This window comes from Amycolatopsis sp. NBC_00355, assembly GCF_036104975.1.
In the GTDB taxonomy this organism is placed as follows: domain Bacteria; phylum Actinomycetota; class Actinomycetes; order Mycobacteriales; family Pseudonocardiaceae; genus Amycolatopsis.
Genome location: NZ_CP107982.1, coordinates 5,292,357 through 5,315,193, shown reverse-complemented (window position 1 = coordinate 5,315,193; position 22,837 = coordinate 5,292,357). Strand labels below are relative to the sequence as shown.

Sequence of the window (22,837 nt, the reverse complement as noted above, 5' to 3'; positions counted from 1 at the left end):
GGCGCCGTGTGTGAACTCAACAGCTCGCAGTCATCTCAGCGAGGGAGGTCGTGTATGGACATCGTCGTTAAGGGCCGCAACGTAGAGGTGCCCGAGCACTATCGGGCACTCGTCAGCGAAAAGCTGGCCCGCCTCGAGCGCTACGACAGGAAAGTCATCCGGTACGACGTGGAGCTGTTCCACGAACCCAACCGGCGCCAGGCCAAGAGCTGCCAGCGCGTCGAAATCACCGGAAAGGGGCGTGGCCCGGCCGTACGCGCTGAAGCGTGTGCCGCCGACTTCTACGCAGCGCTCGATTCCGCAGTCACCAAGCTGGAAAACCGGCTGCGGAGGACACACGACCGGAGGCGCGTGCACTACGGGCGCAGCCGACCGGAATCGGTCGCCGAAGCGACCTCTGTACTGCCGGGTGGTACCTCCCCGGCCGCCGCCAGTCCCGCCGCGCGTACCGCGGTGTTGGACGCACCCGAAGCCGAACCGCACACGAACGGCTTCGCGAGTGCCGACGAGATCGCCCTGCCCCAGCAGCAGAGCTGGGCCGACGACGACCTGGGCCACCAGCCCGGCCGCGTCGTCCGCGAGAAGCAGCACACCGCTGATCCGATGACGGTGGACCAGGCTCTCTACGAGATGGAGCTGGTCGGCCACGATTTCTACCTCTTCAACGACTCCGACGCGGGCCGGCCCAGCGTGGTCTACCGGCGGAAAGGCTTCGACTACGGCGTGATCCGGCTCGGCTGAGCCGGCTCGAAGGAGGCCTCCGCCGATGGCCCGCACGCGTCCGCGTGCGGGCCATCCGCATGTCAGGACGTACGGCGTGTGCACACGACGCCCCGGGTTCCCTACGATGGGGTGGAACGGTGGCGCCGACCCACGGCCGCCGCCGTGGGAGAACCTGTCCGGGACCGGCCCGGGCGCGCTCATGATCAGCTAGTGAGGTCGACCGGATGGTGCTGAACCGCCTGCTCCGCGCGGGCGAGGGCAAGATGGTGAAGCGGCTGCGCAACATCGCCGATCACATCAACACCCTCGAAGACGACGTCAAGGACCTGACCGACGCCGAGCTGCGGGCCAAGACGGACGAGTTCCGCAAGCGGCACGCGGGCGGGGAGTCCCTGGACGACCTGCTGCCGGAAGCCTTCTCGGTCGCCCGGGAGGCGGCCAAGCGGGTGCTCGGCCAGCGGCACTTCGACGTCCAGCTGATGGGCGGTGCCGCCCTGCACCTGGGCCAGGTCGCCGAGATGAAGACCGGTGAGGGCAAGACCCTGACCTGCGTCCTCGCGGCGTACCTCAACGCCATCCCCGGCAAGGGCGTGCACGTCGTCACGACGAACGACTACCTGGCCAAGCGCGACTCGGAGTGGATGGGCCGCATCCACCGCTTCCTCGGGCTCGAGGTCGGCGTCATCCTGTCGGAGCAGCAGCCGGACGTCCGGCGCAGCCAGTACAACGCCGACGTCACCTACGGCACGAACAACGAGTTCGGCTTCGACTACCTGCGCGACAACATGGCGTGGAGCCTGGACGACTGCGTCCAGCGCGGGCACAACTTCGCCATCGTCGACGAGGTGGACTCGATCCTCATCGACGAGGCGCGGACGCCGCTGATCATCTCGGGCCCGGCGGACCAGTCGTCGCGCTGGTACGTCGAGTTCGCGCGGCTCGCCCCGCTGATGAACGGCATCGACACCACCACGATGGGGTCGCGCGAGCGGGTCGAGAAGACGAACCTGATCAACTCGAAGTACCACTACGAGGTCGACGTCCGGAAGCGCACGGTGGCCGTCACCGAGAAGGGCGTCCGGTTCGTCGAGGACCAGCTCGGCATCGAAAACCTGTACGAGGCCGCGAACACCCCGCTGGTCGGCTACCTGAACAACGCGCTGAAGGTCCAGGAGCTCTTCCACCGCGACAAGGACTACATCGTCCGCAACGGTGAAGTCGCGATCGTCGACGAGTTCACCGGCCGCGTGCTGCACGGACGCCGCTACAACGAGGGCATGCACCAGGCGATCGAGGCCAAGGAAAAGGTCGAGATCAAGGCCGAGAACCAGACCCTCGCCACGATCACGCTGCAGAACTACTTCCGGCTCTACGGCAAGCTTTCGGGCATGACCGGTACGGCCGAGACCGAGGCCGCAGAGTTCCACCAGACCTACAAGCTGGGTGTGGTGCCGATCCCGACGAACCGGCCGATGGTCCGCGCCGACCAGCCGGACCTGATCTACAAGACCGAAGAGGCGAAGTACGAGGCGGTCGCCGAGGACATCGCCGAGCGGCACGAGAAGGGCCAGCCGGTCCTGGTCGGCACGACCAGCGTCGAGAAGTCCGAGCGCCTGTCGAAGCTGCTGGTGAAGCTGAGCGTGCCGCACGAGGTGCTGAACGCGAAGCACCACGATCGTGAGGCGCTGATCGTCGCCCGCGCCGGCCAGAAGGGCGCCGTCACGGTCGCCACGAACATGGCGGGCCGCGGTACCGACATCGTGCTGGGTGGCAACCCCGACCTGATCGCCGACCACGTGCTGCGCGAGCAGGGCCTGGACCCGGTCGAGCACTCCGAGGAGTACGAAGCCGCCTGGCCGGCCATCCTCGAGAAGGTCAAGGAAGAGTCGAAGGCCGAGGCCGAGATGGTCCGCGACGCGGGCGGCCTGTACGTCCTGGGCACCGAGCGGCACGAGTCGCGCCGCATCGACAACCAGCTCCGCGGCCGGTCCGGCCGGCAGGGTGACCCGGGCGAGTCCCGCTTCTACCTGTCGCTCGGTGACGAGCTCATGCGCCGCTTCAACGCGACCATGGTCGAGCGCGTCATGACGACCATGCGGCTGCCCGACGACGTGCCGATCGAGCACAAGATGGTCTCCAAGGCCATCAAGAGCGCGCAGACCCAGGTCGAGCAGATCAACATGGAGCAGCGCAAGGACGTCCTCAAGTACGACGAGGTCATGAACGAGCAGCGCAAGGTGATCTACGCCGAGCGCCACCGCGTCCTGGCCGGCGAGAGCCTGCGCGACCAGATCGAGGGCATGCTCGTCGACGTCGTCAACGCCTACGTGGACGGCGCGACGGCGAACGGTTACGCCGAGGACTGGGACCACGAGAAGCTGTGGACGGCGCTGAAGACGCTGTACCCGGTCAGCCTCGACTGGGACGACCTGCTGGAGGACGGTGACCTCGACGCGAGCACGCTGCGCGAGGCGCTGGTGCAGGACGCCCGCGACGCCTACGACAAGCGCGAAGCGGAGATCAACGCGCTCGTCGGCCCGGAAGGCATGCGGACCCTGGAGGGCCAGGTCATGCTGACGGTCCTCGACCGCAAGTGGCGCGAGCACCTCTACGAGATGGACTACCTCAAGCAGGGCATCGGCATGCGGGCGCTCGCGCAGCGCGACCCGCTGATCGAGTACCAGCGCGAGGGCTTCGACATGTTCCGCGCGATGCTCGACTCGTTGAAGGAGGAGGCTGTCGGCTTCCTGTTCAACCTGCAGGTCGAGCGGGCCGAAGCGCCGCCCGCCGAGGACGCCGCCGCGCTGCCGGCGGGCGTCGGCACCGGCAACGGCCAGGCCGTGCCGGAGGGCCGCCACGCGCGGCCGGCGCCGCCGCAGCCGCCGACGACCGACACCGAGTCCGTCCCGGCCGCGCTGCGCGGCAAGGGCCTCGGCGGCAACAGCCAGCAGTCGGGGCTGACGTTGTCCGGCCCGGGTGAGGACGGCGAGGTCGAGGCGCACGCCGAGGAAGCGGGCGACTCCACGGGCGGCAGCGGCGCCACCCGCCGGGACCGCCGGGCCGCCCAGCGTGACGCGGCCAAGAAGGGCAAGAAGGGCCCGCGTCGCTGACGTGAGCCGCTGATGTGAGCCGAGAACCGGGGCGCGTGGAGCTGCCTTCCACGCGCCCCGGTTTCGTGGACGGGGGAAGTTCGTGACGACGTTGTCGGCGGTGGCCGATCCGCAGGAGTTCTTCGCGTTGTTCGCCGCCGATCGGCGGCCCGATCCCTACCCGCACTACCGGCGGTGGCGGGAACGCCGGCCGGTCGCGGTCCTGGCCGAGCGGATGTTCGCCGTCAGCGGCATCGCGGAAGCCACGCAGGTGCTGCGCGACCCGGCGTTCGGGCACCCCGAACCCGAGTACCTGGACCCGGCGGACCGGCGGCCGGACCAGCCGGTCGACGAGTCAGGACGCGTGGTCCGGGCGTTCCTGTCGCTGAACCCGCCCGACCACACGCGGTTGCGGCGGCTGGTGGCGAAGGCGTTCACGCCGCGGATGGTCGAGCAGCTGGCGCCGCGGATCGAAATGCTCACCGCGGACCTGATCGACCGCGCGCCACGCGACTTCGACCTCATGACGACGCTCGCGAAGCCGTTGCCGGTCGAGGTGATCGCCGAACTGCTCGGCGTCCCGCTGGACGACCGCGAGCAGTTCGCGGAGTGGTCGCACGCGATGGCGCGGGCGCTGGATCCGCCGTTCCTGCAAAGCCCCGGGACGGTCGAACCGGCGGTCCGCGCGCGCCGGTCGTTCGTCGGCTACTTCCGCGAACTCGCCGCGAAACGGCGGCGCGAGCCGGGCGAGGACCTGCTGTCCGCGCTGGTGGCGGTGTCCGACGCGGGTGACGCGCTCAGCGAGGGCGAACTCCTGGTGACGCTCACCCTCCTGCTGATCGCCGGGCACGAGACGACGACGAACCTGATCGGCAACGGCGTGCTGGCGCTGCTCCGCCACGACGGCCTGCACCCCGCCGCGGAGGCGTCCGATCGGGTGGTCGAAGAGGTGCTGCGCTACGACTCGCCGGTCCAGCTGACCGCGCGGACCGCGGTGCGCGACACGACGCTCGGCTCGTTGCCGGTCCCGGCGGGCAGCCAGGTGATCGTCCTGATCGGCGCGGCCAACCGCGACCCCGCGAGCGGCCCGGAGACGTTCGACCCGGGCCGGGCGCCGGGCAGGCACCTGGCGTTCGGCCAGGGCATCCACTTCTGCCTCGGCGCGCCACTGGCCCGGCTCGAAGGCCGCATCGTCTTCCGCGAGCTGGCCCGCCGCCGCCCGGACCTGGCGCTGGACGGCACCCCGGCCTGGAACCCGACGACCACGCTGCGCGGCCTGTCGGCGCTGCCGGTCCGGTCGTGAGTGGCGAAGAGGGCCGGCACCCTGGATCACCACTCACGACCGTCTACCTGCGACCGTCGCGCCGGGACGGTCGCGGCGGGGCTCGGGCCGCGCCCGCCCGCCTCACGCCGCGGCCCGCTGGGGACGCCGGTCGAGCCGCTGGGGTTTCAGCAGCGCGAAACGCACGCACTGCCACCCCGTCGCGGCGCGGGTGAAGCGGGCCGCCAGCGCGAACGACCGGCCGTCGGCCTCCACGCGGGCGCACGCCTCGATCACGCCCGCCACCGGGTTGCACGTGTGGACACTGTGCGTCCGGTGCCGCGGTTGCGGCAGGCGTGGCCCGCTGAGGCCCGCGTACACCTCCGGGGCCACCAGGCCGCGGATCTGCGGCACCGGGCGACGTCCGTCGTAGGCCTCCAGCAGCATGTTCAGCAGGTGGCCCACTTCGGACGCCTCGAGCTGCCTCGACGCCGGCCAGCGCGCGCCGGCCCGGCGGTGCTCTTCCGGCGTCACGGCCGCGAGCCGTTCGGCCCGGCGGGGCGCCTCGTAGCGGATCAGCGTTCTCAGGCGATGTTCCTCGGACATTTCCTCCCCTCCCGGACTCGGCATTTCGCCGCATCCGCAGGCTTAGAGGGAGCGAAGGCCCGAATCGCGTCAGGAATCGCACGATTCGGGGGAGAACGGCCGAAGCGATGGCTTCGCCGGTGACTGTGCGCTAAGGGCACATCGCATTGTTGCGCTCTGAGAGACAGCGCCCCGCCACACGGCTATGGTGTGCCGGGTGCTGAAGGGGTTATTGGTCGATTTCGCCGGAGTTCTCACGGATCCGGACGCTGACCGCTTCTACGAATATCTGATGACCGCGCGCAAGCGGGGCATCCGTACCGCGCTGCTGTCCAACGCGCCGGGAGCGTCGGAGCAGGTCAAGAAAACCATGTTCGACTATTTCGACGCACTGGTGTTCTCCGGCGAGGTCGGGGTGGCCAAACCGGATCCGGCCGTGTACCTGATCGCGGCGGACCGGCTCGGCCTGCCCGCCGTGCACTGTGCGTTCGTCGACGACTCCGCAGCGAACATCCGCGGCGCCGTCGAGGCCGGCATGGTCGGGGTGCACCACCGGTCGGTCGGGGAAACGCTCGTCGAACTGGGGGTGCTGTTTCCCGATCAGTGAACGCTTAACGTGCGCGGCGGACCAGTTCGAAGGAAAGCACCGCGGCGGCGGCCGAGACATTGAGCGACTCGACGTCGCCCGGCATCGGGATCGACACCCATTCCGTGACGAGCTCGCCGACGTCCGCGCCGACGCCGTCCGTTTCGCCGCCGAGGACAAAAGCCGCGCGCTGCGTCAGGTTTACGTCGAACAATGTGGTCTCCGAGGACGCGTTCAGCGCGTAGAGCCCGTAGCCCGCTTCGGTGAGCATTTCGGCCGCTTCGCGCGCCGAGCCGCAGCGCAGCACCGGGGCGCGGAACGCGACGCCCGCCGAAGCCTTGACCACCAGCGGGTCCAGTGCCGCGACGCCGCGGCGCGGCACGATCACGCCGTCGAGCCCGGCCGCGGTCGCGGTGCGCAGGATCATGCCGACGTTCGCAGGAGTCGTGATGCCGTCCAGCAGCAGCACCCGCGACGGCGGCCGCCGGTCCTCCAGCGCCGTGGCCAGCGCGCGCATCCGCGGCGCGACGACGTCGGCGAGCACCCCCTGGTCCTGCTTGCCGTTGCCGGCGAGCACCTTGACCCGGTGGGCGCTGGCGCGCTGCACCGGCACGCCCGCGTCCTTCGCCGCGCGCTGGATCTCGGCCGCGCCCGGCCCGCGGGCGGTGTCGGCGAGGATCACCTTGTCCACGCGCAGGCCGTCGTCTGCCAGCGCCTCGAGCACCGGCTTGCGGCCGTACACGGTCAGGAAGCGGTCCTTCGGCGAAATCGTCGAGTCATCACCCACACCGGGCAGTCTGGCATTGTGTAAGGATCGGCCCATGCCCGACCGCCTTTCCGCGCTGGACGCCTCGTTCCTCTACGTCGAGGACCACGCGACGCCGATGCACGTCGGCGGGGTGGCGATCTTCGAACGACCGCGCTCCGGGTTCAGCTACGCGCAGCTGCTCGACCTGGTGGGGGCGCGGCTGGCGTACCTGCCGCGGTACCGGCAGCGCGTGGCGGAGGTGCCCGGTCACCTGGCGCGGCCGGTGTGGGTGGACGACGTCGACTTCGACCTGAACTACCACGTCCGGCGCTCGGCGCTGCCCCAGCCGGGCAGTGACGACCAGCTGTTCGACCTGGTGGCGCGGCTGATGTCGCGGCGGCTGGCGCCGGAGCGGCCGCTCTGGGAGGCGTACTTCATCGAGGGCCTCTCCGGCGACCGGATCGCGCTGGTCACCAAGACCCACCAGTCCGTTGTGGACGGTGTCGGCACGATCGAGCTCGGCCAGCTCATCCTCGACCCGACCCCGGCCGAGCCGGAGCCGTTCGAGGACATCTGGACGCCGCGGCGCGAGCCGAGCCGCACCCAGCTGGTGCTCGACGCGGTCAGCGAAGGCGTCCAGCGGCCGGGCGAGGTCGTGGAGAACGTCCGGTCGGCGGCGAACGACGCGGCCGCGGCGGCCGGCAAGTTCGCCGAGACCGTCGGCGGGATGGCGGCGGCGCTGCGCACGCTGGTCAACCCGGCGCCGCCGGGGCCGCTGAACGTCCGGGTGTCCGGCGGGCGGGTGTTCTCGGTGGTCCGCACGCGGCTCGAGGACTTCCGGAAGATCCGCGCGGAGCACGGCGGCACGGTCAACGACGTCGTCCTCGCGGCCATCACCGGCGCGTTGCGCGAGTGGCTGCTGTCGCGCGAGGAGACGCTGACCCCGGACGCGACGGTGCGGGCGCTGGCCCCGATGGCGGTGCGCGACGCCGAGACGGCGGAGTACTCGACGCCGGCCCTGGTCGGCAACCAGGTGGCCGCGTACCTGGTCGACCTGCCGGTGGGCGAGCCGAACCCGGTGCTGCGGCTGCAGCACATCGGCCACGCGATGACCGAGCACCTCGACTCGGGCCGCTCGGTCGCCGCGCGCGGCCTGCTCAAGGTCGGCGGCTTCGCCCCGGCTACCCTGCATTCCCTCGGCGCGCGAGCGGCGGGGTCGTTGTCCGGACGGATCTTCAACGTCATGGTGACCAATTCGCCGGGCCCGCAGATGCCGATGTACGCGGGAGAGGCGAGACTGGTCGAGATGTTCCCGGTGATGCCGCTGATGCGCACCCAGGCGCTGGCGATCGGGGTGACGTCGTACCACGGCGGTGTCTACTTCGGACTCAACGGCGACCGCAAGGCCGCGTTCGACGTCGACCTGCTGGCCGGGATGATCGAAGAATCCTTGGAAGAGCTGAAGGGTGCGCACTGGTGAGGGTCTATCTGCCTGCGACCATCGCGATGCTTCGCGACCTGGAATCGTCGGGGGAGTTCCGGGCGCGCAACGGGACGGCGTTCGCGCTGACCCCGGCGCTGCGCGAGGCGTACGTGAGCGGATCGGACGAGGAGCTCGAGTACGCGGCGCTCCTCGACGCGGCTCGCGCTTCGCTGCGCCTGATCGCGGCGGAGGAGAAGGGCGAACCCCGCCGGGTGGTGGTGTCGGCGGACGTCGAGGGCATCACCCTGCGCCCCGACCTGGACGCCCCGGTGGTCCGCATCGGCGGCCCGATCCCGCTGTCCGCGGTGGCGGCGGTCCACGTGGACAGCCCGGAAGCGGCGGACGCGGTCTCGGCGGCGGCCGGGGTGATCGACGCGGCCGACCTCGGAGACCTGGACGCGGAGTTCATCCTGGGCGACGCGGAGGACCACGAGCTGGCTTGGTACGCGCCGCAGGAACTGCCGTTCCTGCTGGAGCTGCTCTGACCCTCCCGACGCGAGTTGTCCACAGGCTTGTGTGCATGTGGACAACTGCGGCCCTGGTGGGCTGATCAGGGGTTTCGGTCGGGGGTGGCCGGTAGACTGGAGCTGGGCACGCCCCCCAGGGACAGGGCGGGGGCCGGTCTTTTCCGGCCCAGGCCCCGAAACTCTCAGCGCGTCTCGAATCAGTCCGGGCGCCGGCGAAGTCGGATTCGGTACGCATGCCTTCCCGCTCGCGCCCGGAAAGCCGTGAAGGAGGCCTTCACGGCTTTCGGGCTCGGCGTGGCTTGCAGGTCAGCTGCCCCAGCCGGCGTGCCGGCCGTTGCCCCGCGAAGTCGCCATCCGAGCGGGGCGCGACGAGGGCGAGAACGGCCACCACGTCAGCCGGCACCCCTCAGTGCGTCCCGAACCACTCCGGGCCCGGCACCGGCAGCTCGCACCGCCAGCCGGTCGCCTCCGCGAGCTTCCGTGACACCACCCGCTGCGAGCGGGCCATCGGCTCCGCCAGCGACAGCCGCGACGCCAGCCACTTCGGCACCACCCGCGCTTTCCGGACCCCCGCGGCGTCGGCCAGCGCCTGGCCCAGCCGTTCCTTGGTCACCGGCGTCGCACCCACGTTGTAGACCCCCGAGGGCGCCTCCAGCGAAGCCACCGCACCCGCCGCCGCGTCCAGCGGGTGGATCGCCGTTGCCCAGTCCTTGCGTGCTCCGAGGACCATCGGGGGCATGACGGCGTCGCCGCCCACCAGGTTCGCGATGCGCAGGCGGATCACCGTCCGCCCCGAGGCCTCCAGCTCGGCCACGTTCGCGTGTGCCCGCACCGAAGACGCCGTCACACCTCGGGGGCGCAGCGGCGCGTCCTCGTCCAGTTCGTGGTCGCCGCCGTCCGCGTAGACGAACGAGATGCCCTCCTGGACCACGATGCGCAGCTCGTCCACCCGGCGGACCGCCGCCGCCAGCGACGCGCTGCCCTGCAGCCGGACGCGGTCGTTCGGCGCCCAGGCCGCCTTGCGCGTCATCTCGCGCGGGCCCGGGATGCGCGTCGCCAGGTTGACGACCGCGTCGTGCCCTCGCAGCGCCGTGGCCAGCGACGCCGCGTCGAACAGGTCGCCGACGACCGGCTTCGCGCCCGTCGCCTCGACCGCAGTCACCCGGTCCGCGGTGCGGGCCAGCCCGCTCACCTCGTGGCCGGCCTCCAGCAGCCGTGCCACCGCCGGGACGCCCAGCACGCCCGTCGCCCCGATCACCATCACCCGCATGTCCTGACTCCCTTCGTCCACGCGTGGACGAGGCGGCCGCGGAGAACGTGACTACGGTGTGAGCGTCCCCACTTGGTCCGGCGGCGGCGCCTGGACGTCGACCGGGCCGCCCCACTCCGTGTAGCGGGTGGTGATCTTCGCGCCCGAGCCCGGCAGGATCGGCGACAGGTCGAACACGATCTGCAGCGGCCGGTGCGCGTCGTCGAGCCAGAGCTCGACCGGGAACTTGCCGCCCAGCTGCCCCACCTCGTCCGCGGAGAGGCCCGCGGGCAGGTCGGCGCCGAGCTTCGCCAGGTCGAGGTCGACGCGGTAGTGCTCCGCGCCGGTCCCGCCGAGGTCGGTGCGCTCGGCCGAGACGATCGTGCCCGCCGCGGCGATCTCGCCCAGCGTGTGCGCCGGGTCGTTCTGCGCCGCCAGCTGCCCGAGGCTGCCGCCGAGCACCTGCGAGAACGGGTCGGTGCCGTCCGGGGCCACCTCGACCCACGGCTTCCCGCTGCCGACCTGGTCGCGTGAGCCCTCCGGCACCTTCGCGTACAGCTTCCCGGCCACCAGCCGCAGCTCCATCGGCTCGCCGATGAAGTCGGTCGTCAGCACCTGGGACGTCCCGCCGGCGCCGAACCGCGCCTGGCCCTGCCCCTTCGACCGGACCGAGCCGACGGCGACGTCCGTGGCGAACTTCGCCGACCCGCCGCTAGTGGTGGCCGCCGTCGCGGCGTCGGCCAGTGCCCGCGCGTCACCGAACGCCGGCGGTGGCGAGGCGGGGGAGCACGCACCGGCGAGCAGGGCGAGCAGCAGCACGGCGGCGGCTTTGCGCATGGCACACACAAACACAGCGGCTCCCCCGAACCCGTTCGGGGGAGCCGCTGCTACGCACAGTCGCTGCTGGTCAGCGGCCACCGTTCTTCATCAGCTCGCCGAGGTCGACGACCTGGTCGGCCGGCGGGGCCGCCACGTCGACGGTGGTGCCCCAGTCGCTGTACTTCATCGTGAACTTCGAGTCGCCCGCGCCGGGCGCGCCCAGCGCCTGCATCATCGGGCCCTGGTCCATGGTGACCTGCACCGGCAGGTTGTCCTTGTCCAGCCACAGCTCGGCCGGGATCTTGATGTCCTTGCCCTTGAGCATCTCGGTGAGCTTGTCGCGGGCCGCGGCCGGGACCTGGTCGGTGAACTGCTCGACCGACTTGGCGACGTCGAGCTCGACCTTGTAGTGGTTGACCTGCTGGCCGTTCAGCTCGGTCTGGTCGGACGAGATGATCCGGCCGGCCTTGGACACCTGCTCCAGGATCTTGCTCGGGTCACTCTGCTCCGCCGACTGCGACAGCGCGCTCCCCATCGCCTGCGAGATCGGGTCGGTGCCGTCGGCCGAGATCTTGGCCCACGACTTGTCGGTGCCCATCTGCTTCCGCTGCTCGGCGGGCAGCTTGATGTACATGACCTTGTCGACCATGCGCATCTCGGTGGTCTCGCCGGCCGCGGTGCTGGTCATCGAGAACTTGGTGTTCGCGCCGTCCATGGCCATCGCACCGGTCGCGTTCACGGTCTGGCCCGCGGCGGAGCCCTCCATGGTGAACTTCGCCGACTTCGACTTCGCGGTGCCCTGCTTGGACGCCGAGGCCAGCTGGATGGCGTCGGTGAACGGCGAGGCGAGGCCGCTGCCGCCGTCGGCCTGGGACTGGCTGCCCGCGCCGGCGGGCTGGGCCGTGCCGGTGGCGGAGTTGCCGCTGCACGCCGTCAGCGTGAGCACCAGTGCGGCGCCCGCGGCGACCAGGGTGGTCTTGCGCATTCGAATCCCCTCAGAGTCGGATCTTCCGCTCGGCATATCGCCTGATCGGGTGATTGGTTACCGATGTGACGATGACGATGCGGAGCCGGTTCCCGGTTGTCTCAGGATTCCGTGGGGCGCGTCACATCGAGACCGCCGCGCGAGGCCAGCAGGCGCCGCAGGGACGCGAGCCGCTCGGCCCCCGCCTGGCCGTCGGTGACGACGTCGTCGAGCGCGCAGTCCGGATCCTCCGGCGGCCCGAGGTGCCCGCAGCCCGACGGGCACTCCTCGGCGGCCGCGGCGAACTCCTCGAAGGCGTCGACGATGTCGTCCGCGGTCACGTGGGCCAGCCCGAACGACCGGACGCCCGGGGTGTCGATCACCCAGCCGCCGTCCGGCAGCGGCAGCGCCACCGCGGCGACGGACGTGTGCCGCCCCTTCCCGACCCCGCTCACCACGCCCACGGCCAGGTCGGCGTCCGGGACCAGGCGGTTGACCAGGGTGGACTTGCCGACGCCGGAGTGCCCGACCAGCGCCGTCACGCGGTCTTTCAGCATCCCGGCGAGGCCTTCGGGAGTTTCGTCGTGACGGGAGACGATCGCCGGGATGTCGAGGCCCGCGTACCCCGCGAGGAGCTCGTCCGGGCTGGCCAGGTCGGCCTTCGTCAGGCACAGCACCGGCTCGACGCCACCCGCGTAGCAGGCGACGATGCAGCGGTCGATGAACCCGGTCCGCGGCGGCGGGTCGGCCAGCGCGGTGACGATCAGCAGGCGCTCGGCGTTGGCGACGACCAGCCGCTCGAACGGGTCGGTGTCGTCGGCCGTGCGCAGCAGGGAGCTGGTGCGCTCGTCGACGCGGATGATGCGCGCGAGGGTGTCGGGCTTGCCGGAGACGTCGCCGACCACCCCGACCCGGTCGCCGACCACCACTGGCGTGCGGCCCATCTCGCGGGCGCGCATCGTGGTGATCACCCGGCCGGGATCGGCCTCGATCGCGCAGGTCCAGCGCCCGCGGTCCTTGCCGATGACCATCGCGGAGACGGCGTCGGCGTGCTCGGGACGGCGCTTGCTGCGGGGCCGGGTGCCCTTGCCGGGGCGGACGCGGACGTCGGACTCGTCCAGCTTGCTCCAGTCGTTCCGCGTCAAACCGTCCGCCTCCTGTGCACCGGTGCCACCCGAATGATCCCATGCCGCTCGCCAGGGCCCTGGCCTGCGTGTAACGATGGCGTCGTCAGGCAATGTCCGGACGAGGAGGTTGGCCATGTGCGGCCGCTACGCCGCCACGAAGGACCCGGCGAAGCTGATCGAGGAGTTCGAGGCGATCGACCTCACCGAAGGCCGGGCTCGGACCGACCACAACGTGGCGCCGACCAAGAACGTGGTCACCGTCGTGCAGCGGCACCCGCGCGACGACGAGGGCCAGGTCCTCTCCGGCGAACCCGCCGAGCGCTCGCTGCGGCTGATGAAGTGGGGCCTGGTGCCGTTCTGGGCCAAGGACCCGTCCGTCGGCTCGCGGATGATCAACACGCGCGCCGAGACGGCCGCCGAGAAGCCGGCGTTCCGCCGCGCGCTGGTGTCCCGCCGCTGCCTGGTGCCCGCCGACGGCTGGTTCGAGTGGCGCCGCACGGGCAAGGAGAAGGAGCCGTTCTACATGACCGGCCCCGGCGACGCGTCGCTCGCGTTCGGCGGGATCTGGGAGAGCTGGCACCCGAAGGACGACGAGAACGCGGCGCCGCTGATCACGTTCTCGATCATCACGACCGACGCGGCCGGGCAGCTCACCGACGTCCACCACCGGATGCCGCTGATCGTTCCCCAGTCCCACTGGGACGGCTGGCTGGACCCGGACCGCGACGACGTCACCGACCTGCTGGTGCCCACACCCGAGGACATCGTCGAGTCGCTGGAGCTGCGGCCGGTGTCGAGCATGGTGAACAACGTCCGCAACAACGGGCCCGAACTGCTCGACCGCGTCGACCCGCAGCACGAAGCCGCCCTCTTCGACGCGCCGAAGTCATGACCGCCCTGCCGATCGAAACCGCGTACGGCCCGGCCCGGGTCTACCTGCACTGCGCCGAGGAAGGCGTGGCGGTGCTGATGCTCGGCCACGGCGCGGGTGGCGGCCTCGGCGCGAAGGACCTGGTCGCGGTGACGCGCGCGGCGACCGCGGCCGGCGTGCACGTGGCGCTCGTCGAACAGCCGTACAAGGTCGCGGGCCGCCGCGCGCCGGCCCCGGCGAACCAGCTGGACGCGGCCTGGCTGACGATCGCCGACGAGCTGTCGGAGCGCTTCGACGGCCTCCCGTTCGTCTTCGGCGGCCGCTCCTCGGGCGCCCGGGTGGCCTGCCGGACGGCGTCGGCCGGCCAGGCGGTCGCGGTGCTGTGCCTGGCGTTCCCCGAGCACCCGCCGGGCCGCCCGGAGAAGACCCGCCAGCCGGAGTTCGACGCGGTCGAGGTCCCGACACTGGTGATCCAGGGGGAGCGCGACCCGTTCGGCCGCCCGAAGGTGGGAGCGCACCAGGAGCTGGTGCTGGTGGACGGCGACCACAGCCTGGGCAAGGACCTGGAAACGGTCTCCCGCGCGGCGACCGAGTGGTTGTCCCGGGTGCTGCGCCCGCTGGGCTGAAGGTCGTTGATGGAGGATCCGGGACGTCCGACGCCCCCGAATCCTCCATCGTCGGCTACCGGAGTTCGGGCCGCGAGGGGCCGGCCCCCGGGACGGGTGGGGTTACGCAGGCTGGTGGTGCAGTGCAGGTCAGGCCGCGATCGGTGCCACCACGGCGCCCGTCAGCCGGATCAGCTCGCCGGGTGCCAGCTCTACCTCCAGCCCCCGCCGCCCGGCCGAGCAGAACACCGTCTCGAACTTCTCCGCCGACGCGTCGATCACCACCGGCAGCCGGCTGCGGTGGCCCAGCGGTGAGATCCCGCCCAGCACGTACCCCGTCGCCCGCTGGGCGGCCGACGGGTCCGCCATCTTCGCCTTCTTGCCACCCGCCGCGGCCGCCAGGCCCTTCAGGTCCAGCTGGCCGGTGACCGGGACCACGCCCACCGTCAGCTTGCCGTCGACCTCCGCCACCAGGGTCTTGAACACCCGCGCGCGGTCCAGCCCCAGGGCCTCGACGGCCTCCAGGCCGAACGACTCGGCGCGCGGATCGTGGTCGTACGCGTGCAGCGTGTGCGCCACCTTCTGCTTCGTCAGGAGCGCGGTCGCCGGGGTGCCCTTGCCAGCCATGGCACGGAAGTCTAGGGAATGCCCGGGTAGTCCGGTCGGTTGTACGGGACGTGACCACAACCCTCGCCACCACACGCTCTCGCAGCAGCCGCCGCCCTGAGGCACCGGCGACCCGCGGTGTGCCCGGCCCCCGCGTAAACTCGACGTCGCCGTATGCGTACACGCGCATCGACGCCGAGCGGGAAGGGAACGGTTTGCCGAGCACGCAGAGTTCAGCGCCGGAAGAAGCGACCGAGGCGGAGCGCGCAGAGCGCTTCGAACGGGACGCCATGCCCCTGCTCGACCAGCTGTACTCGGCCGCGATGCGGATGACCCGCAACCCCGCCGACGCCGAGGACCTGGTCCAGGAGACCTACCTGAAGGCGTACGCCGCCTTCGCGTCGTTCAAGGCCGGCACGAACCTCAAGGCCTGGATGTACCGCATCCTGACCAACACCTACATCAACGGCTACCGCAAGCGGCAGCGGCAGCCGGTCCAGCAGCCCACCGAGGAGATCACGGACTGGCAGATCGCCAAGGCCGAGGCCCACACCTCGAGCGGGCTGCGGTCGGCCGAGGTGGAGGCGATGGACAACCTCCCCGACACCGACGTCAAGGCCGCCCTGCAGAAGCTGCCCGAGGAGTTCCGGCTGGCCGTCTACCTGGCCGACGTCGAGGGCTTCGCCTACAAGGAGATCGCCGAGATCATGGACACCCCCATCGGCACCGTGATGTCCCGTTTGCACCGCGGGCGCGCCCAGCTGCGTGACCTGCTCGCCGACGTCGCTCGCGAGCGCGGGTTCATCCGGGGTGCCAAGGAAGAGGTGGCCGGGCGATGAACGACATGTGCGAAGGCGCGTCCGACAAGGTCCGGTGCGAAGAAGCGCTCGCCGACATCTACCTGCTCCTCGACCGCGAGTGCAGCCCGGAGCGGGACGCCGCGCTCCGCCAGCACATCGACGACTGCCCGCCGTGCCTCGAGGAGTACGGCATCGACGAGCACATCAAGCAGCTGCTGCACCGCAAGTGCGGCGGCGACTTGGCCCCGGACGAGCTGAAGACCCGGCTGCGCGCGTCGATCCGCCAGACCGTCGCGTCACGCGGCGGGGTGACGGTCGAGCGCACCGAGATCAGCATCGAGCAGCGCTCCGAATAGAAGCGCCCGAGCACGACGAAGGCCCCCGCGCAGGAGTGCGGGGGCCTTTTGCGTGCCGACGCCGGGATTCAGGAGTTGGGCTTACCGCCGTGGTTCGCGCTGTTCTTCTTCCGGCTGCGACGCTTGCGAGCGCGCTTCGACATGATTACTCCTCGTCGTCAAAAAGTGGCCACGGCCGCGGCGCTGGCGCCTGCCGGGCGGGGGGCAACCTCTCAAGTGTGTCATGACGTCCCGTTCTGGTTGGATGGGGTGGTCCGGCGAAGAGCGAGGAGGGGCGTCGATGGCCGAGATCAGGGCCGAAATGGTCGGCACCGTGCTCCAGGTCGTCGCGGAGCCGGGCACCACGCTGAACGCGGGTGACACCGTGCTGATCCTGGAGTCGATGAAGATGGAGCTGCCTGCCGTGAGCGAAAAGGCGGGCACGCTGACCAGCCTCGCCGTGGCGAAGGGCGACCGCGTCCAGCAGGGCGACGTCCTCGGGACGGTCGAGTAACCGTGTCGACGCTCGCCGAACTGCTCGCCGACAACACCGGCCTCCCCGGGGAGGCCGCGGACCACCTCCAGACCGTCGTCGCCGAATGGCAGCTGCTGGCCGACCTGTCCTTCGCGGACTTCCTGCTCTGGGTCCCGGTGGTCGAAGAACTGCAGCCCGACGGCGGCGACTTCGTGTGCGTCGCGCACGCACGCCCGACGACGGCGCCGACCGCGCACCCCGAGGACGTCGTCGGCACGCGGTTCACGGTCCAGGAGCACCCGCAGCTGGCGAAGGCCATGCGCGACGTCCGGATCTGCCGCGAAGAAGACCCGCACTGGTACCGCGACCTGCCGATGCGCCGCGAGGCGATCCCCGTGCGCTTCCACGACGACGTCGTCGCCGTGATGAGCCGCGAGACGAACCTGGCCGCGCCGCGGGTGCCTTCGCCGTTGGAGATCGCGTACCTGGGCAGCGCCGGCGACCTGTGCCAGATGATCGTCGACGGCACGTTCCCGCCGAGCGGCACCAACGCGACCGACACCCACACGTCACCGCGGGTGGGCGACGGCCTGATCCGCCTCGATTCGAGCGGCACGGTCGTGTTCGCCAGCCCGAACGGCCTGTCCGCCTACCACCGGATGGGGCACGAGTCCGACCTGGTCGGCACGCGCCTGGCGCCGCTGACGCGGTCGCTGATCCGCGACCCGTTCGACGCGACCGAGGTGTCGCACCGGATCATCGAGGCCCTCGACGGGAAGCCGTCGAGCCGCACCGAGGCCGATTCACGGCGCGGTGCCGTGGTGCTGTTCCGCGCGCTGCCGCTGCGCCCGGCCGGGCAGGCGGCGGGCGCGCTGGTGCTCGTCCGCGACGTCACCGAGGTGAAACGGCGTGACCGCGCGTTGCTGTCGAAGGACGCGACGATCCGCGAGATCCACCACCGGGTGAAGAACAACCTGCAGACGGTGGCGGCGCTGCTGCGCCTGCAGTCCCGGCGGACGTCGTCGGAGGAGGCGCGGCTCGCGCTCGCCGAGTCGGTGCGGCGCGTGACGTCGATCGCGCTGGTCCACGAGGCGCTGTCCATCTCGGTCGACGAGCGCGTCGACCTCGACAAGCTGCTCGACAACGTGCTGCCGATGGTGGGCGAGGTCGCGACGGCCGAATCGCAGGTCGGGCTGTCGCGCAAGGGCTCGTTCGGGGTGGTCGTCGCGGAAATCGCGACGCCGCTGGTGATGGTGCTGGCCGAACTGGTGCAGAACGCCATCGAGCACGCCTTCCCGGCCGGCCGGTCGGGCAAGGTCGAGCTGATCGTGGAGCGCTCGGCGCGCTGGCTGGACGTCGTCATCCGCGACAACGGCCGCGGCCTGCCCGCGGGGTTCTCGCTGGAGCGGTCCGACGGCCTGGGGCTGCAGATCGTCCGCACCCTGGTGGAGTCGGAGCTGCGCGGCTCGCTTTCCCTGCGGAAGGTGCGCGCGGAGGCGTCGGCGACCCGGGCGACCGGGACGGAAGCGGCGCTGCGGATTCCGCTTTCCCGCCGTCTTTGAACTGCAGACACCGAATGTCGTGAGGGGCACCCTCAGGGACATATAAGCCCTGAAGGTGCCCCTCACGACCGGTGGCCCCGCGCTTGGTTTGAATCAATTGCTTTGAAACGGCCCTCCCGCTCGATCGGGTGGGTTTCGCGATGATCAACACCGGGCATTTTTCCGTCGACGGCGTGATCGGGTGCGGATTTCGCGTGAGTGAAGGGACATCACGCGTGAATGGGGGGACGACACGATGAAGGCCCGGCACCTGGGTGCAGGTGCCGGGCCGTTCAGCGTCTCGCGGGAGGACTTGAAGTCCTGGTGAGGTTTCACCGCACCCGTCGCCGGGTGGTTTCACCCCACTTGTTAAGCTGGAGCCGGGTAGGTATCACCCCAGAAGGCCTGGACACAACGGTGCCAGCCCGGGCGAATCGCCTACGTGGCTCGGGTGTAGCTTGATGCGATGTAGCTGGATGAAAAATCAGGCGTTGGTACGCGTGCCGATGTGCGTGCGGCGGCGCTTGACTGCGCGTCGCTCGTCCTCGCTCATGCCGCCCCACACGCCGGCGTCCTGACCGCTGGCCAGAGCCCAGGCCAAGCAGTCGGATGCGACGGTGCAGCGGTGGCACACGGCCTTGGCCTGACTAACCTGCGACAGAGCAGGACCGCTGGTTCCCACCGGGAAGAACAGCTCGGGGTCCTCGTCTCGGCAGGCCGCGTCGTGGCGCCAGTCCATGTTCGTGAGCTCCTTCATATGGCGCGGGAGAGAGCCGCGCCACAGTCGTCATGGCGGTCGTGTTCTTGGGTGCTTGTGAATGCTTTCACGAAGCACTGCGTTGGACAAGTGTTTCTTGAAGATCGGTGAGTCAGCTCACCCGGCTGAGCGACACGTCTGACCTGCGGTTTCTCTCCGAAACAGCCGCCCGAAGGGAAGGCTGATGCGGTGAGTGGAGCTTCTGGGTCGACGAACGGCAGATTGCACTTTGCCGCAGGCGATCAGCTGTCCCGTCGTCACACGATCACTGTGAGTGCATCCGGGACGCTGAAGAACTCCACTCTGGTCCGCTGGCCGACGAGGTCGCCGTCCACCTGGAAGTTTACCGGTTCAGCTGCGTCGATGCGGATCATCGGCAGGTCGTCGTGACGCACGAGACGTTTGCCTTTTTGGTTGCTCTTCGTAGCCAAAGCACGGCGTACATGCTTGAACACCGTGGGCAACCCCAGACCGTTCAACGCGAACAGGCCCAATCCCGTCTCGAACGAGCAACCCGGGTTGAGGTGGACCGGACGCTCGCCCAGGTAACTCCACGGATCGGTGTTCGACACGAAAGCGGTCAACGCTTCGGCGGGTTCCTCACCCGGGATCCGGATCGTGAGGGCCGGCCGGCCCAGCGGCGGCCGGAAGTAGGAGCGGACGGCGGCCCTCATGTAGAGGCCGGCGGTCGTTTGCTTGCCCCGGCGCTTCGCGACGCGGCCGACGACGTCGGCGTCCCAGCCGAGGCCGGAGTTGAAGGTGAACCAGTGCCCGTCGGCCAAGCCGAGCCCGACGCGGTGCGAGCGGTCGTTCTCCAGCGCGTTGAGCAGCTGGTGGGTGGCCTCGACGGGATCGGCCGAAATACCGAGAGCGCGGGCGAACACGTTGGCCGAACCACCGGGCACGACACCTAGGGCCGGAACGCGCCCGATCTGGGTGGGATCTCCGTCGGCGTCGGCCAGCAGGCCGTTGACGACCTCGTTGACCGTGCCGTCGCCGCCGTGGGCCACGACCAGGTCGATCCCGTCCCGCGCGGCCGAGCGCGCGACGGCCATCGCGTGGCCGCGGTAGTCGGTTTCGACGACGTCGAGCTTGACCTGGCTGGCGAGCGCGTGGGCCAGGACGTCCCGGCCACCGGCGGTGGTCGAGGTGGCCTGGGGGTTCACGACGAGGATTGCGCGCACTACCGCAGGGTAGGTGACGCCCACCGCCCCGAGAACCTCTCAGCGGCGCAAGGTGACCGGAAGCACCGGTCCGGCAACGCTCCGAACAGCACCTGTGACCCTGTGCCGGGCGGCCCTCCTTCGCGTGACGAGTTGTCCGCTCGTCGTGACAAGTGCACCCGGGCCGACCGCCCGCTCATCGACGACACCTGAATTTTCGACGCCCGGGCGGTCCCGCGAAAACGGCCGACCGGGTGGCATACGATCGAATCAGCTCACGCACGGTGACTCGCCCTGGTCGAGTCCACTGTGCTCCCGCAAAGCACCTCGGTTGTCGCCTCCGGAAGGTCCCCGCTGTGAAGGTCTCGCCCGCTCCCCGTGAGGTCCGGCTGGCCGGCGTGGTCGTCGCGGTGCCCTCGCTGGCCCTGCTGGTCTTCGGGGTGATCGTGCTGGTCAACGGCCTGGGGTCGCCGGCGCAGCCGGGCAACAACGTCTACGTGGAGTCCGGCACGTTCATCGTGGTGGCGCTGGCGTTCCTCGCCGCGTCGGCCGGGCTGGTCCTCGGCCAGACGTGGGCGCGCTCGCCGGGCGTGGTGATCGCGCTGATCGTGGTCGGCCTCGGCTGGTACCTGCTCGGCCCGTCCGGCGAGCCGGTGTGGGGCGTGCCGATCGCCCTGTTCGGCATCGTGACGCTGGTGCTGCTGTTCCGCGCCCCGTCCCGCGCCTGGGCCCTGGGCCTGCGCGAGGGCGAGACGGAGACGGAAGCCGCCGAGCGCGGTGGCCTCGCCGGCCGGCGCGCCGAACGCGAAGGCCAGGACGAGGACTGATCCCTCGTGAGTGGTTAGGGCGGTTAGAACCGCCCTAACCACTCACGAGGGCCGCGGCAGACCAGCTGAGTCAGGCCTGGGCGGCGAGGGCTTTCAGCGGCTCGTCGGTGAGGCGGTTCACGGTCCACTCGTCCATCGGGACCGCGCCGAGGGCCTTGTAGAACTCCGTCGCCGGGTTCCAGTCGAGGACCGACCACTCCAGCCGGCCGTAGCCGTTCGCGACGCACTCCGCCGCGAGCGTCGCCAGGAGCGCCTTGCCCAGGCCCGAGCCGCGGTGGGCCGGGAGGACGAACAGGTCCTCCAGGTAGATGCCGTGCACACCGCGCCAGGTCGAGAAGTTCAGGAACCAGACCGCGAACCCGACGATCTCGCCGGCCACCTCGGCCACGTGCCCGAACAGCTTGGGCGCGTCGCCGAACAGGGCCTCGTGCAGCTGCTCCGCCGTCAGGTGGCACTCGTCCGGGGCGCGTTCGTACTCCGCGAGGGCGTAGACCAGCCCGACGGCGGCCTCGACGTCGTCGGGCCGGATGCGGCGGATGCGGTCGTCGGGCACGTCAGTCCTCCAGTGAGGGCGGCAGGTTGAGGTGTTCGATCTGGGGTTCGCCGCGCTCGTCGCCGAGCACCGCGATGCCCGCCGCGTCGAGTCCGAAGTGGACACCGGACGTCGCGGGCAGGCCCACCCAGCGGGCCACCATGACCCGGCTGAAGTGCCCGTGACCGACCAGGATCACGTCGCCCGCCTCGGTGTCGCGGCGGGCGCGCTCGAGGACCCGGTCCGCGCGGGCGCTGACCTCCTCGGCGCTCTCGCCGCCGAGGACCGGGTGCGTCCACACCGTCCAGCCCGGCACGGTCTCGCGGATCTGGGGCGTCGTGATGCCCTCGTAGTCGCCGTAGTCCCACTCGGAGAGGTCCTCGGTGACCTCGTCGACGCGCAAGCCGGCCAGTGCGGCCGTGCGCAGCGCGCGCTTGCGCGGGCTCGACAGCACCAGCGACGGCCCGCCGAGCAGGCTCCGGAGCGTGCCTCCCGCCGCGAGGGCCTGGCCTTCGCCGGCCGGGGTCAGCGGGATGTCCGTGCGTCCGGTGTGCCGCCCGTCGACCGACCATTCGGTCTGGCCGTGGCGGAGGAGGAACAGCCGATTTGCCACGCGCCGACTATAGGCGGAGGTTTGCGCCGCGGCCGGGCGCGTGCTTGGCTACTGGTCAGTAGTTAAGCCTGAGGAGATCTGGATGGCCGAGACGCCGACGTTCGCGCTGTGGCACAAGCTGGCCGCCAAGCCGGGCGGAAAACAGCTGTTCAGCGCGGCGATGTGCCTGCGCGTGCCCTACTTCGGCACGGTGCTGCCGTCCGTGCGCGAGCTGCGTCCCGGGCACTGCGAGGTGAGTGCCCCGAAGTGGTGGGGTGTTTACAACCACATCCGCACGTTCCACGCGATCGCGGCCTGCAACCTCGCCGAGATCGCGATGGGCATGCTCGCCGAGGCGACCGTTCCCCCGACGCACCGCTGGCTGCCGAAGGGCATGGACGTCCGGTACGTCGCGAAGGCCGAGACGGGCCTGCGCGCGGTGGCGTCGCTGCCGGAACTGCCGGAGTTCGGCGACGAGGGTTTCGAGCTCCCGGTCCCGGTGACCATTTCCGACGCGCACGGCAAGCCGGTGGTCACCGGGACCATCACCATCTGGGTGACCCCGAAGAAGCCTGCTGCGGCTCTCCGGTCGTGAGCGCCCGGTCGGGCCGGAACCCGGCCGGACCCCCACG

26 protein-coding genes are annotated in these 22,837 nt (G+C 70.7%); 14 read left to right on the top strand and 12 right to left on the bottom strand.

Translation table 11 applies throughout. The annotated features are described in order from the left end of the window. Nucleotides 1-54 precede the first annotated feature (54 nt). From hpf to OHS18_RS23595, 3 genes are all read left to right on the top strand, one after another. Complete coding sequence (gene hpf / locus OHS18_RS23605; protein WP_328449227.1) at nucleotides 55-741, top strand: ribosome hibernation-promoting factor, HPF/YfiA family; 687 nt, start codon at nucleotides 55-57, stop codon at nucleotides 739-741. 206 nt (nucleotides 742-947) lie between these two features. Then, nucleotides 948-3,833, top strand: coding sequence for a preprotein translocase subunit SecA (secA, locus tag OHS18_RS23600; RefSeq protein WP_328449229.1), 2,886 nt, complete (start codon nucleotides 948-950; stop codon nucleotides 3,831-3,833). An 82-nt stretch (nucleotides 3,834-3,915) separates the two neighbouring features. Beyond that, a complete protein-coding gene (locus OHS18_RS23595; RefSeq protein WP_328612437.1) occupies nucleotides 3,916-5,115 on the top strand; it encodes a cytochrome P450 in 1,200 nt (399 codons plus the stop codon). 102 nt (nucleotides 5,116-5,217) lie between these two features. Here the strand turns inward: OHS18_RS23595 and OHS18_RS23590 are convergent, their stop codons facing one another. After that, nucleotides 5,218-5,679, bottom strand: a complete 462-nt coding sequence (locus OHS18_RS23590) for an Rv3235 family protein (protein WP_328612436.1) — start codon at nucleotides 5,677-5,679, stop codon at nucleotides 5,218-5,220. A gap of 211 nt (nucleotides 5,680-5,890) precedes the next feature. Between OHS18_RS23590 and OHS18_RS23585 the strand changes: the two genes are divergently transcribed. Further along, the gene (locus OHS18_RS23585; protein WP_328459210.1) at nucleotides 5,891-6,265 is read left to right on the top strand and encodes an HAD-IA family hydrolase; all 375 of its coding nucleotides are present in this window, start codon (nucleotides 5,891-5,893) and stop codon (nucleotides 6,263-6,265) included. A 4-nt stretch (nucleotides 6,266-6,269) separates the two neighbouring features. Here OHS18_RS23585 and OHS18_RS23580 read toward each other — a convergent pair whose 3' ends face one another. Then, nucleotides 6,270-7,031, bottom strand: coding sequence for a TrmH family RNA methyltransferase (locus tag OHS18_RS23580; protein WP_328449234.1), 762 nt, complete (start codon nucleotides 7,029-7,031; stop codon nucleotides 6,270-6,272). A 34-nt stretch (nucleotides 7,032-7,065) separates the two neighbouring features. Between OHS18_RS23580 and OHS18_RS23575 the strand changes: the two genes are divergently transcribed. Both OHS18_RS23575 and OHS18_RS23570 read left to right on the top strand, forming a co-directional pair. Continuing rightward, entirely contained in the window at nucleotides 7,066-8,472 is a 1,407-nt protein-coding gene (locus OHS18_RS23575) for a WS/DGAT/MGAT family O-acyltransferase (protein WP_328449235.1), read from the top strand. Continuing rightward, the gene (locus tag OHS18_RS23570) at nucleotides 8,469-8,960 is read left to right on the top strand and encodes a DUF6912 family protein (protein WP_328449236.1); all 492 of its coding nucleotides are present in this window, start codon (nucleotides 8,469-8,471) and stop codon (nucleotides 8,958-8,960) included. The genes OHS18_RS23575 and OHS18_RS23570 overlap by 4 nt, the downstream gene beginning before the upstream one ends. A gap of 388 nt (nucleotides 8,961-9,348) precedes the next feature. Here OHS18_RS23570 and OHS18_RS23565 read toward each other — a convergent pair whose 3' ends face one another. The 4 genes from OHS18_RS23565 to rsgA form a co-directional block, all read right to left on the bottom strand. Continuing rightward, on the bottom strand, nucleotides 9,349-10,212 hold the full coding sequence (locus OHS18_RS23565) for an NAD-dependent epimerase/dehydratase family protein (protein WP_328612435.1): 864 nt from the start codon (nucleotides 10,210-10,212) through the stop codon (nucleotides 9,349-9,351). A gap of 51 nt (nucleotides 10,213-10,263) precedes the next feature. After that, nucleotides 10,264-11,028: a hypothetical protein gene (locus OHS18_RS23560; RefSeq protein ID WP_328612434.1), complete on the bottom strand. Its 765-nt coding sequence runs from the start codon at nucleotides 11,026-11,028 to the stop codon at nucleotides 10,264-10,266. Nucleotides 11,029-11,098: 70 nt separating this feature from the next. Then, nucleotides 11,099-11,995 carry a hypothetical protein gene (locus OHS18_RS23555; RefSeq protein WP_328449241.1) on the bottom strand — a complete coding sequence of 299 codons (897 nt, stop codon included), beginning with the start codon at nucleotides 11,993-11,995 and terminating at the stop codon, nucleotides 11,099-11,101. Between the two features lie 101 nt (nucleotides 11,996-12,096). Continuing rightward, the gene (rsgA, locus tag OHS18_RS23550; RefSeq protein ID WP_328449242.1) at nucleotides 12,097-13,119 is read right to left on the bottom strand and encodes a ribosome small subunit-dependent GTPase A; all 1,023 of its coding nucleotides are present in this window, start codon (nucleotides 13,117-13,119) and stop codon (nucleotides 12,097-12,099) included. Nucleotides 13,120-13,234: 115 nt separating this feature from the next. On the opposite strand from rsgA, the gene OHS18_RS23545 reads away from it, so the two are divergent. Continuing rightward, entirely contained in the window at nucleotides 13,235-13,993 is a 759-nt protein-coding gene (locus OHS18_RS23545) for an SOS response-associated peptidase (protein ID WP_328449243.1), read from the top strand. Continuing rightward, the gene (locus tag OHS18_RS23540; protein WP_328612433.1) at nucleotides 13,990-14,598 is read left to right on the top strand and encodes an alpha/beta hydrolase family protein; all 609 of its coding nucleotides are present in this window, start codon (nucleotides 13,990-13,992) and stop codon (nucleotides 14,596-14,598) included. Before OHS18_RS23545 ends, OHS18_RS23540 begins: the two co-directional genes overlap by 4 nt. 129 nt (nucleotides 14,599-14,727) lie before the next feature. Here the strand turns inward: OHS18_RS23540 and ybaK are convergent, their stop codons facing one another. Then, nucleotides 14,728-15,204 (bottom strand): Cys-tRNA(Pro) deacylase, encoded by a 477-nt coding sequence (gene ybaK, locus OHS18_RS23535; RefSeq protein WP_328612432.1) that lies wholly within the window; start codon nucleotides 15,202-15,204, stop codon nucleotides 14,728-14,730. Between the two features lie 194 nt (nucleotides 15,205-15,398). Here ybaK and OHS18_RS23530 point away from each other — a divergent pair, with 194 nt between their 5' ends. Next, nucleotides 15,399-16,022 carry a sigma-70 family RNA polymerase sigma factor gene (locus tag OHS18_RS23530; protein ID WP_328449245.1) on the top strand — a complete coding sequence of 208 codons (624 nt, stop codon included), beginning with the start codon at nucleotides 15,399-15,401 and terminating at the stop codon, nucleotides 16,020-16,022. Next, nucleotides 16,019-16,339 (top strand): mycothiol system anti-sigma-R factor, encoded by a 321-nt coding sequence (rsrA, locus tag OHS18_RS23525; protein ID WP_323323223.1) that lies wholly within the window; start codon nucleotides 16,019-16,021, stop codon nucleotides 16,337-16,339. Before OHS18_RS23530 ends, rsrA begins: the two co-directional genes overlap by 4 nt. 68 nt (nucleotides 16,340-16,407) lie before the next feature. Here rsrA and OHS18_RS48580 read toward each other — a convergent pair whose 3' ends face one another. Beyond that, the gene (locus OHS18_RS48580; protein ID WP_371827656.1) at nucleotides 16,408-16,482 is read right to left on the bottom strand and encodes a 50S ribosomal protein bL37; all 75 of its coding nucleotides are present in this window, start codon (nucleotides 16,480-16,482) and stop codon (nucleotides 16,408-16,410) included. Nucleotides 16,483-16,619: 137 nt separating this feature from the next. Here OHS18_RS48580 and OHS18_RS23520 point away from each other — a divergent pair, with 137 nt between their 5' ends. Together OHS18_RS23520 and OHS18_RS23515 are read left to right on the top strand one after the other, a co-directional pair. Beyond that, a complete protein-coding gene (locus tag OHS18_RS23520) occupies nucleotides 16,620-16,832 on the top strand; it encodes a biotin/lipoyl-binding carrier protein (protein ID WP_328449246.1) in 213 nt (70 codons plus the stop codon). A gap of 2 nt (nucleotides 16,833-16,834) precedes the next feature. Beyond that, nucleotides 16,835-18,355: a sensor histidine kinase gene (locus OHS18_RS23515; RefSeq protein WP_328449247.1), complete on the top strand. Its 1,521-nt coding sequence runs from the start codon at nucleotides 16,835-16,837 to the stop codon at nucleotides 18,353-18,355. Nucleotides 18,356-18,818: 463 nt separating this feature from the next. Here OHS18_RS23515 and OHS18_RS23510 read toward each other — a convergent pair whose 3' ends face one another. Both OHS18_RS23510 and OHS18_RS23505 read right to left on the bottom strand, forming a co-directional pair. Then, nucleotides 18,819-19,073: a WhiB family transcriptional regulator gene (locus OHS18_RS23510; RefSeq protein ID WP_247057443.1), complete on the bottom strand. Its 255-nt coding sequence runs from the start codon at nucleotides 19,071-19,073 to the stop codon at nucleotides 18,819-18,821. 275 nt (nucleotides 19,074-19,348) lie between these two features. After that, nucleotides 19,349-20,275, bottom strand: a complete 927-nt coding sequence (locus tag OHS18_RS23505; protein ID WP_328612431.1) for a diacylglycerol/lipid kinase family protein — start codon at nucleotides 20,273-20,275, stop codon at nucleotides 19,349-19,351. A gap of 335 nt (nucleotides 20,276-20,610) precedes the next feature. Here OHS18_RS23505 and OHS18_RS23500 point away from each other — a divergent pair, with 335 nt between their 5' ends. Continuing rightward, on the top strand, nucleotides 20,611-21,081 hold the full coding sequence (locus OHS18_RS23500; protein WP_328612430.1) for a hypothetical protein: 471 nt from the start codon (nucleotides 20,611-20,613) through the stop codon (nucleotides 21,079-21,081). Between the two features lie 70 nt (nucleotides 21,082-21,151). Here the strand turns inward: OHS18_RS23500 and OHS18_RS23495 are convergent, their stop codons facing one another. Continuing rightward, nucleotides 21,152-21,634: a GNAT family N-acetyltransferase gene (locus OHS18_RS23495; protein WP_328449250.1), complete on the bottom strand. Its 483-nt coding sequence runs from the start codon at nucleotides 21,632-21,634 to the stop codon at nucleotides 21,152-21,154. A gap of 1 nt (nucleotide 21,635) precedes the next feature. Beyond that, nucleotides 21,636-22,226, bottom strand: coding sequence for an acid phosphatase (locus OHS18_RS23490; protein WP_328449251.1), 591 nt, complete (start codon nucleotides 22,224-22,226; stop codon nucleotides 21,636-21,638). Nucleotides 22,227-22,308: 82 nt separating this feature from the next. On the opposite strand from OHS18_RS23490, the gene OHS18_RS23485 reads away from it, so the two are divergent. Next, entirely contained in the window at nucleotides 22,309-22,800 is a 492-nt protein-coding gene (locus tag OHS18_RS23485) for a hotdog fold domain-containing protein (protein ID WP_328449252.1), read from the top strand. The last annotated feature ends 37 nt before the right edge of the window (nucleotides 22,801-22,837 follow it).

Bases quoted from the DNA above. Each gene is read 5' to 3' on its own strand.
- OHS18_RS23565 (WP_328612435.1), bottom strand. From the start codon at position 10,212: ATGCGGGTGATGGTGATCGGGGCGACGGGCGTGCTGGGCGTCCCGGCG.
- OHS18_RS23560 (WP_328612434.1), bottom strand. From the start codon at position 11,028: ATGCGCAAAGCCGCCGCCGTGCTGCTGCTCGCCCTGCTCGCCGGTGCG.
- OHS18_RS23590 (WP_328612436.1), bottom strand. From the start codon at position 5,679: ATGTCCGAGGAACATCGCCTGAGAACGCTGATCCGCTACGAGGCGCCC.
- ybaK (WP_328612432.1), bottom strand. From the start codon at position 15,204: ATGGCTGGCAAGGGCACCCCGGCGACCGCGCTCCTGACGAAGCAGAAG.
- secA (WP_328449229.1), top strand. From the start codon at position 948: ATGGTGCTGAACCGCCTGCTCCGCGCGGGCGAGGGCAAGATGGTGAAG.
- OHS18_RS23520 (WP_328449246.1), top strand. From the start codon at position 16,620: ATGGCCGAGATCAGGGCCGAAATGGTCGGCACCGTGCTCCAGGTCGTC.
- OHS18_RS23545 (WP_328449243.1), top strand. From the start codon at position 13,235: ATGTGCGGCCGCTACGCCGCCACGAAGGACCCGGCGAAGCTGATCGAG.
- OHS18_RS23540 (WP_328612433.1), top strand. From the start codon at position 13,990: ATGACCGCCCTGCCGATCGAAACCGCGTACGGCCCGGCCCGGGTCTAC.
- rsrA (WP_323323223.1), top strand. From the start codon at position 16,019: ATGAACGACATGTGCGAAGGCGCGTCCGACAAGGTCCGGTGCGAAGAA.
- OHS18_RS23575 (WP_328449235.1), top strand. From the start codon at position 7,066: ATGCCCGACCGCCTTTCCGCGCTGGACGCCTCGTTCCTCTACGTCGAG.
- OHS18_RS23555 (WP_328449241.1), bottom strand. From the start codon at position 11,995: ATGCGCAAGACCACCCTGGTCGCCGCGGGCGCCGCACTGGTGCTCACG.
- OHS18_RS23510 (WP_247057443.1), bottom strand. From the start codon at position 19,073: ATGGACTGGCGCCACGACGCGGCCTGCCGAGACGAGGACCCCGAGCTG.
- hpf (WP_328449227.1), top strand. From the start codon at position 55: ATGGACATCGTCGTTAAGGGCCGCAACGTAGAGGTGCCCGAGCACTAT.
- OHS18_RS23485 (WP_328449252.1), top strand. From the start codon at position 22,309: ATGGCCGAGACGCCGACGTTCGCGCTGTGGCACAAGCTGGCCGCCAAG.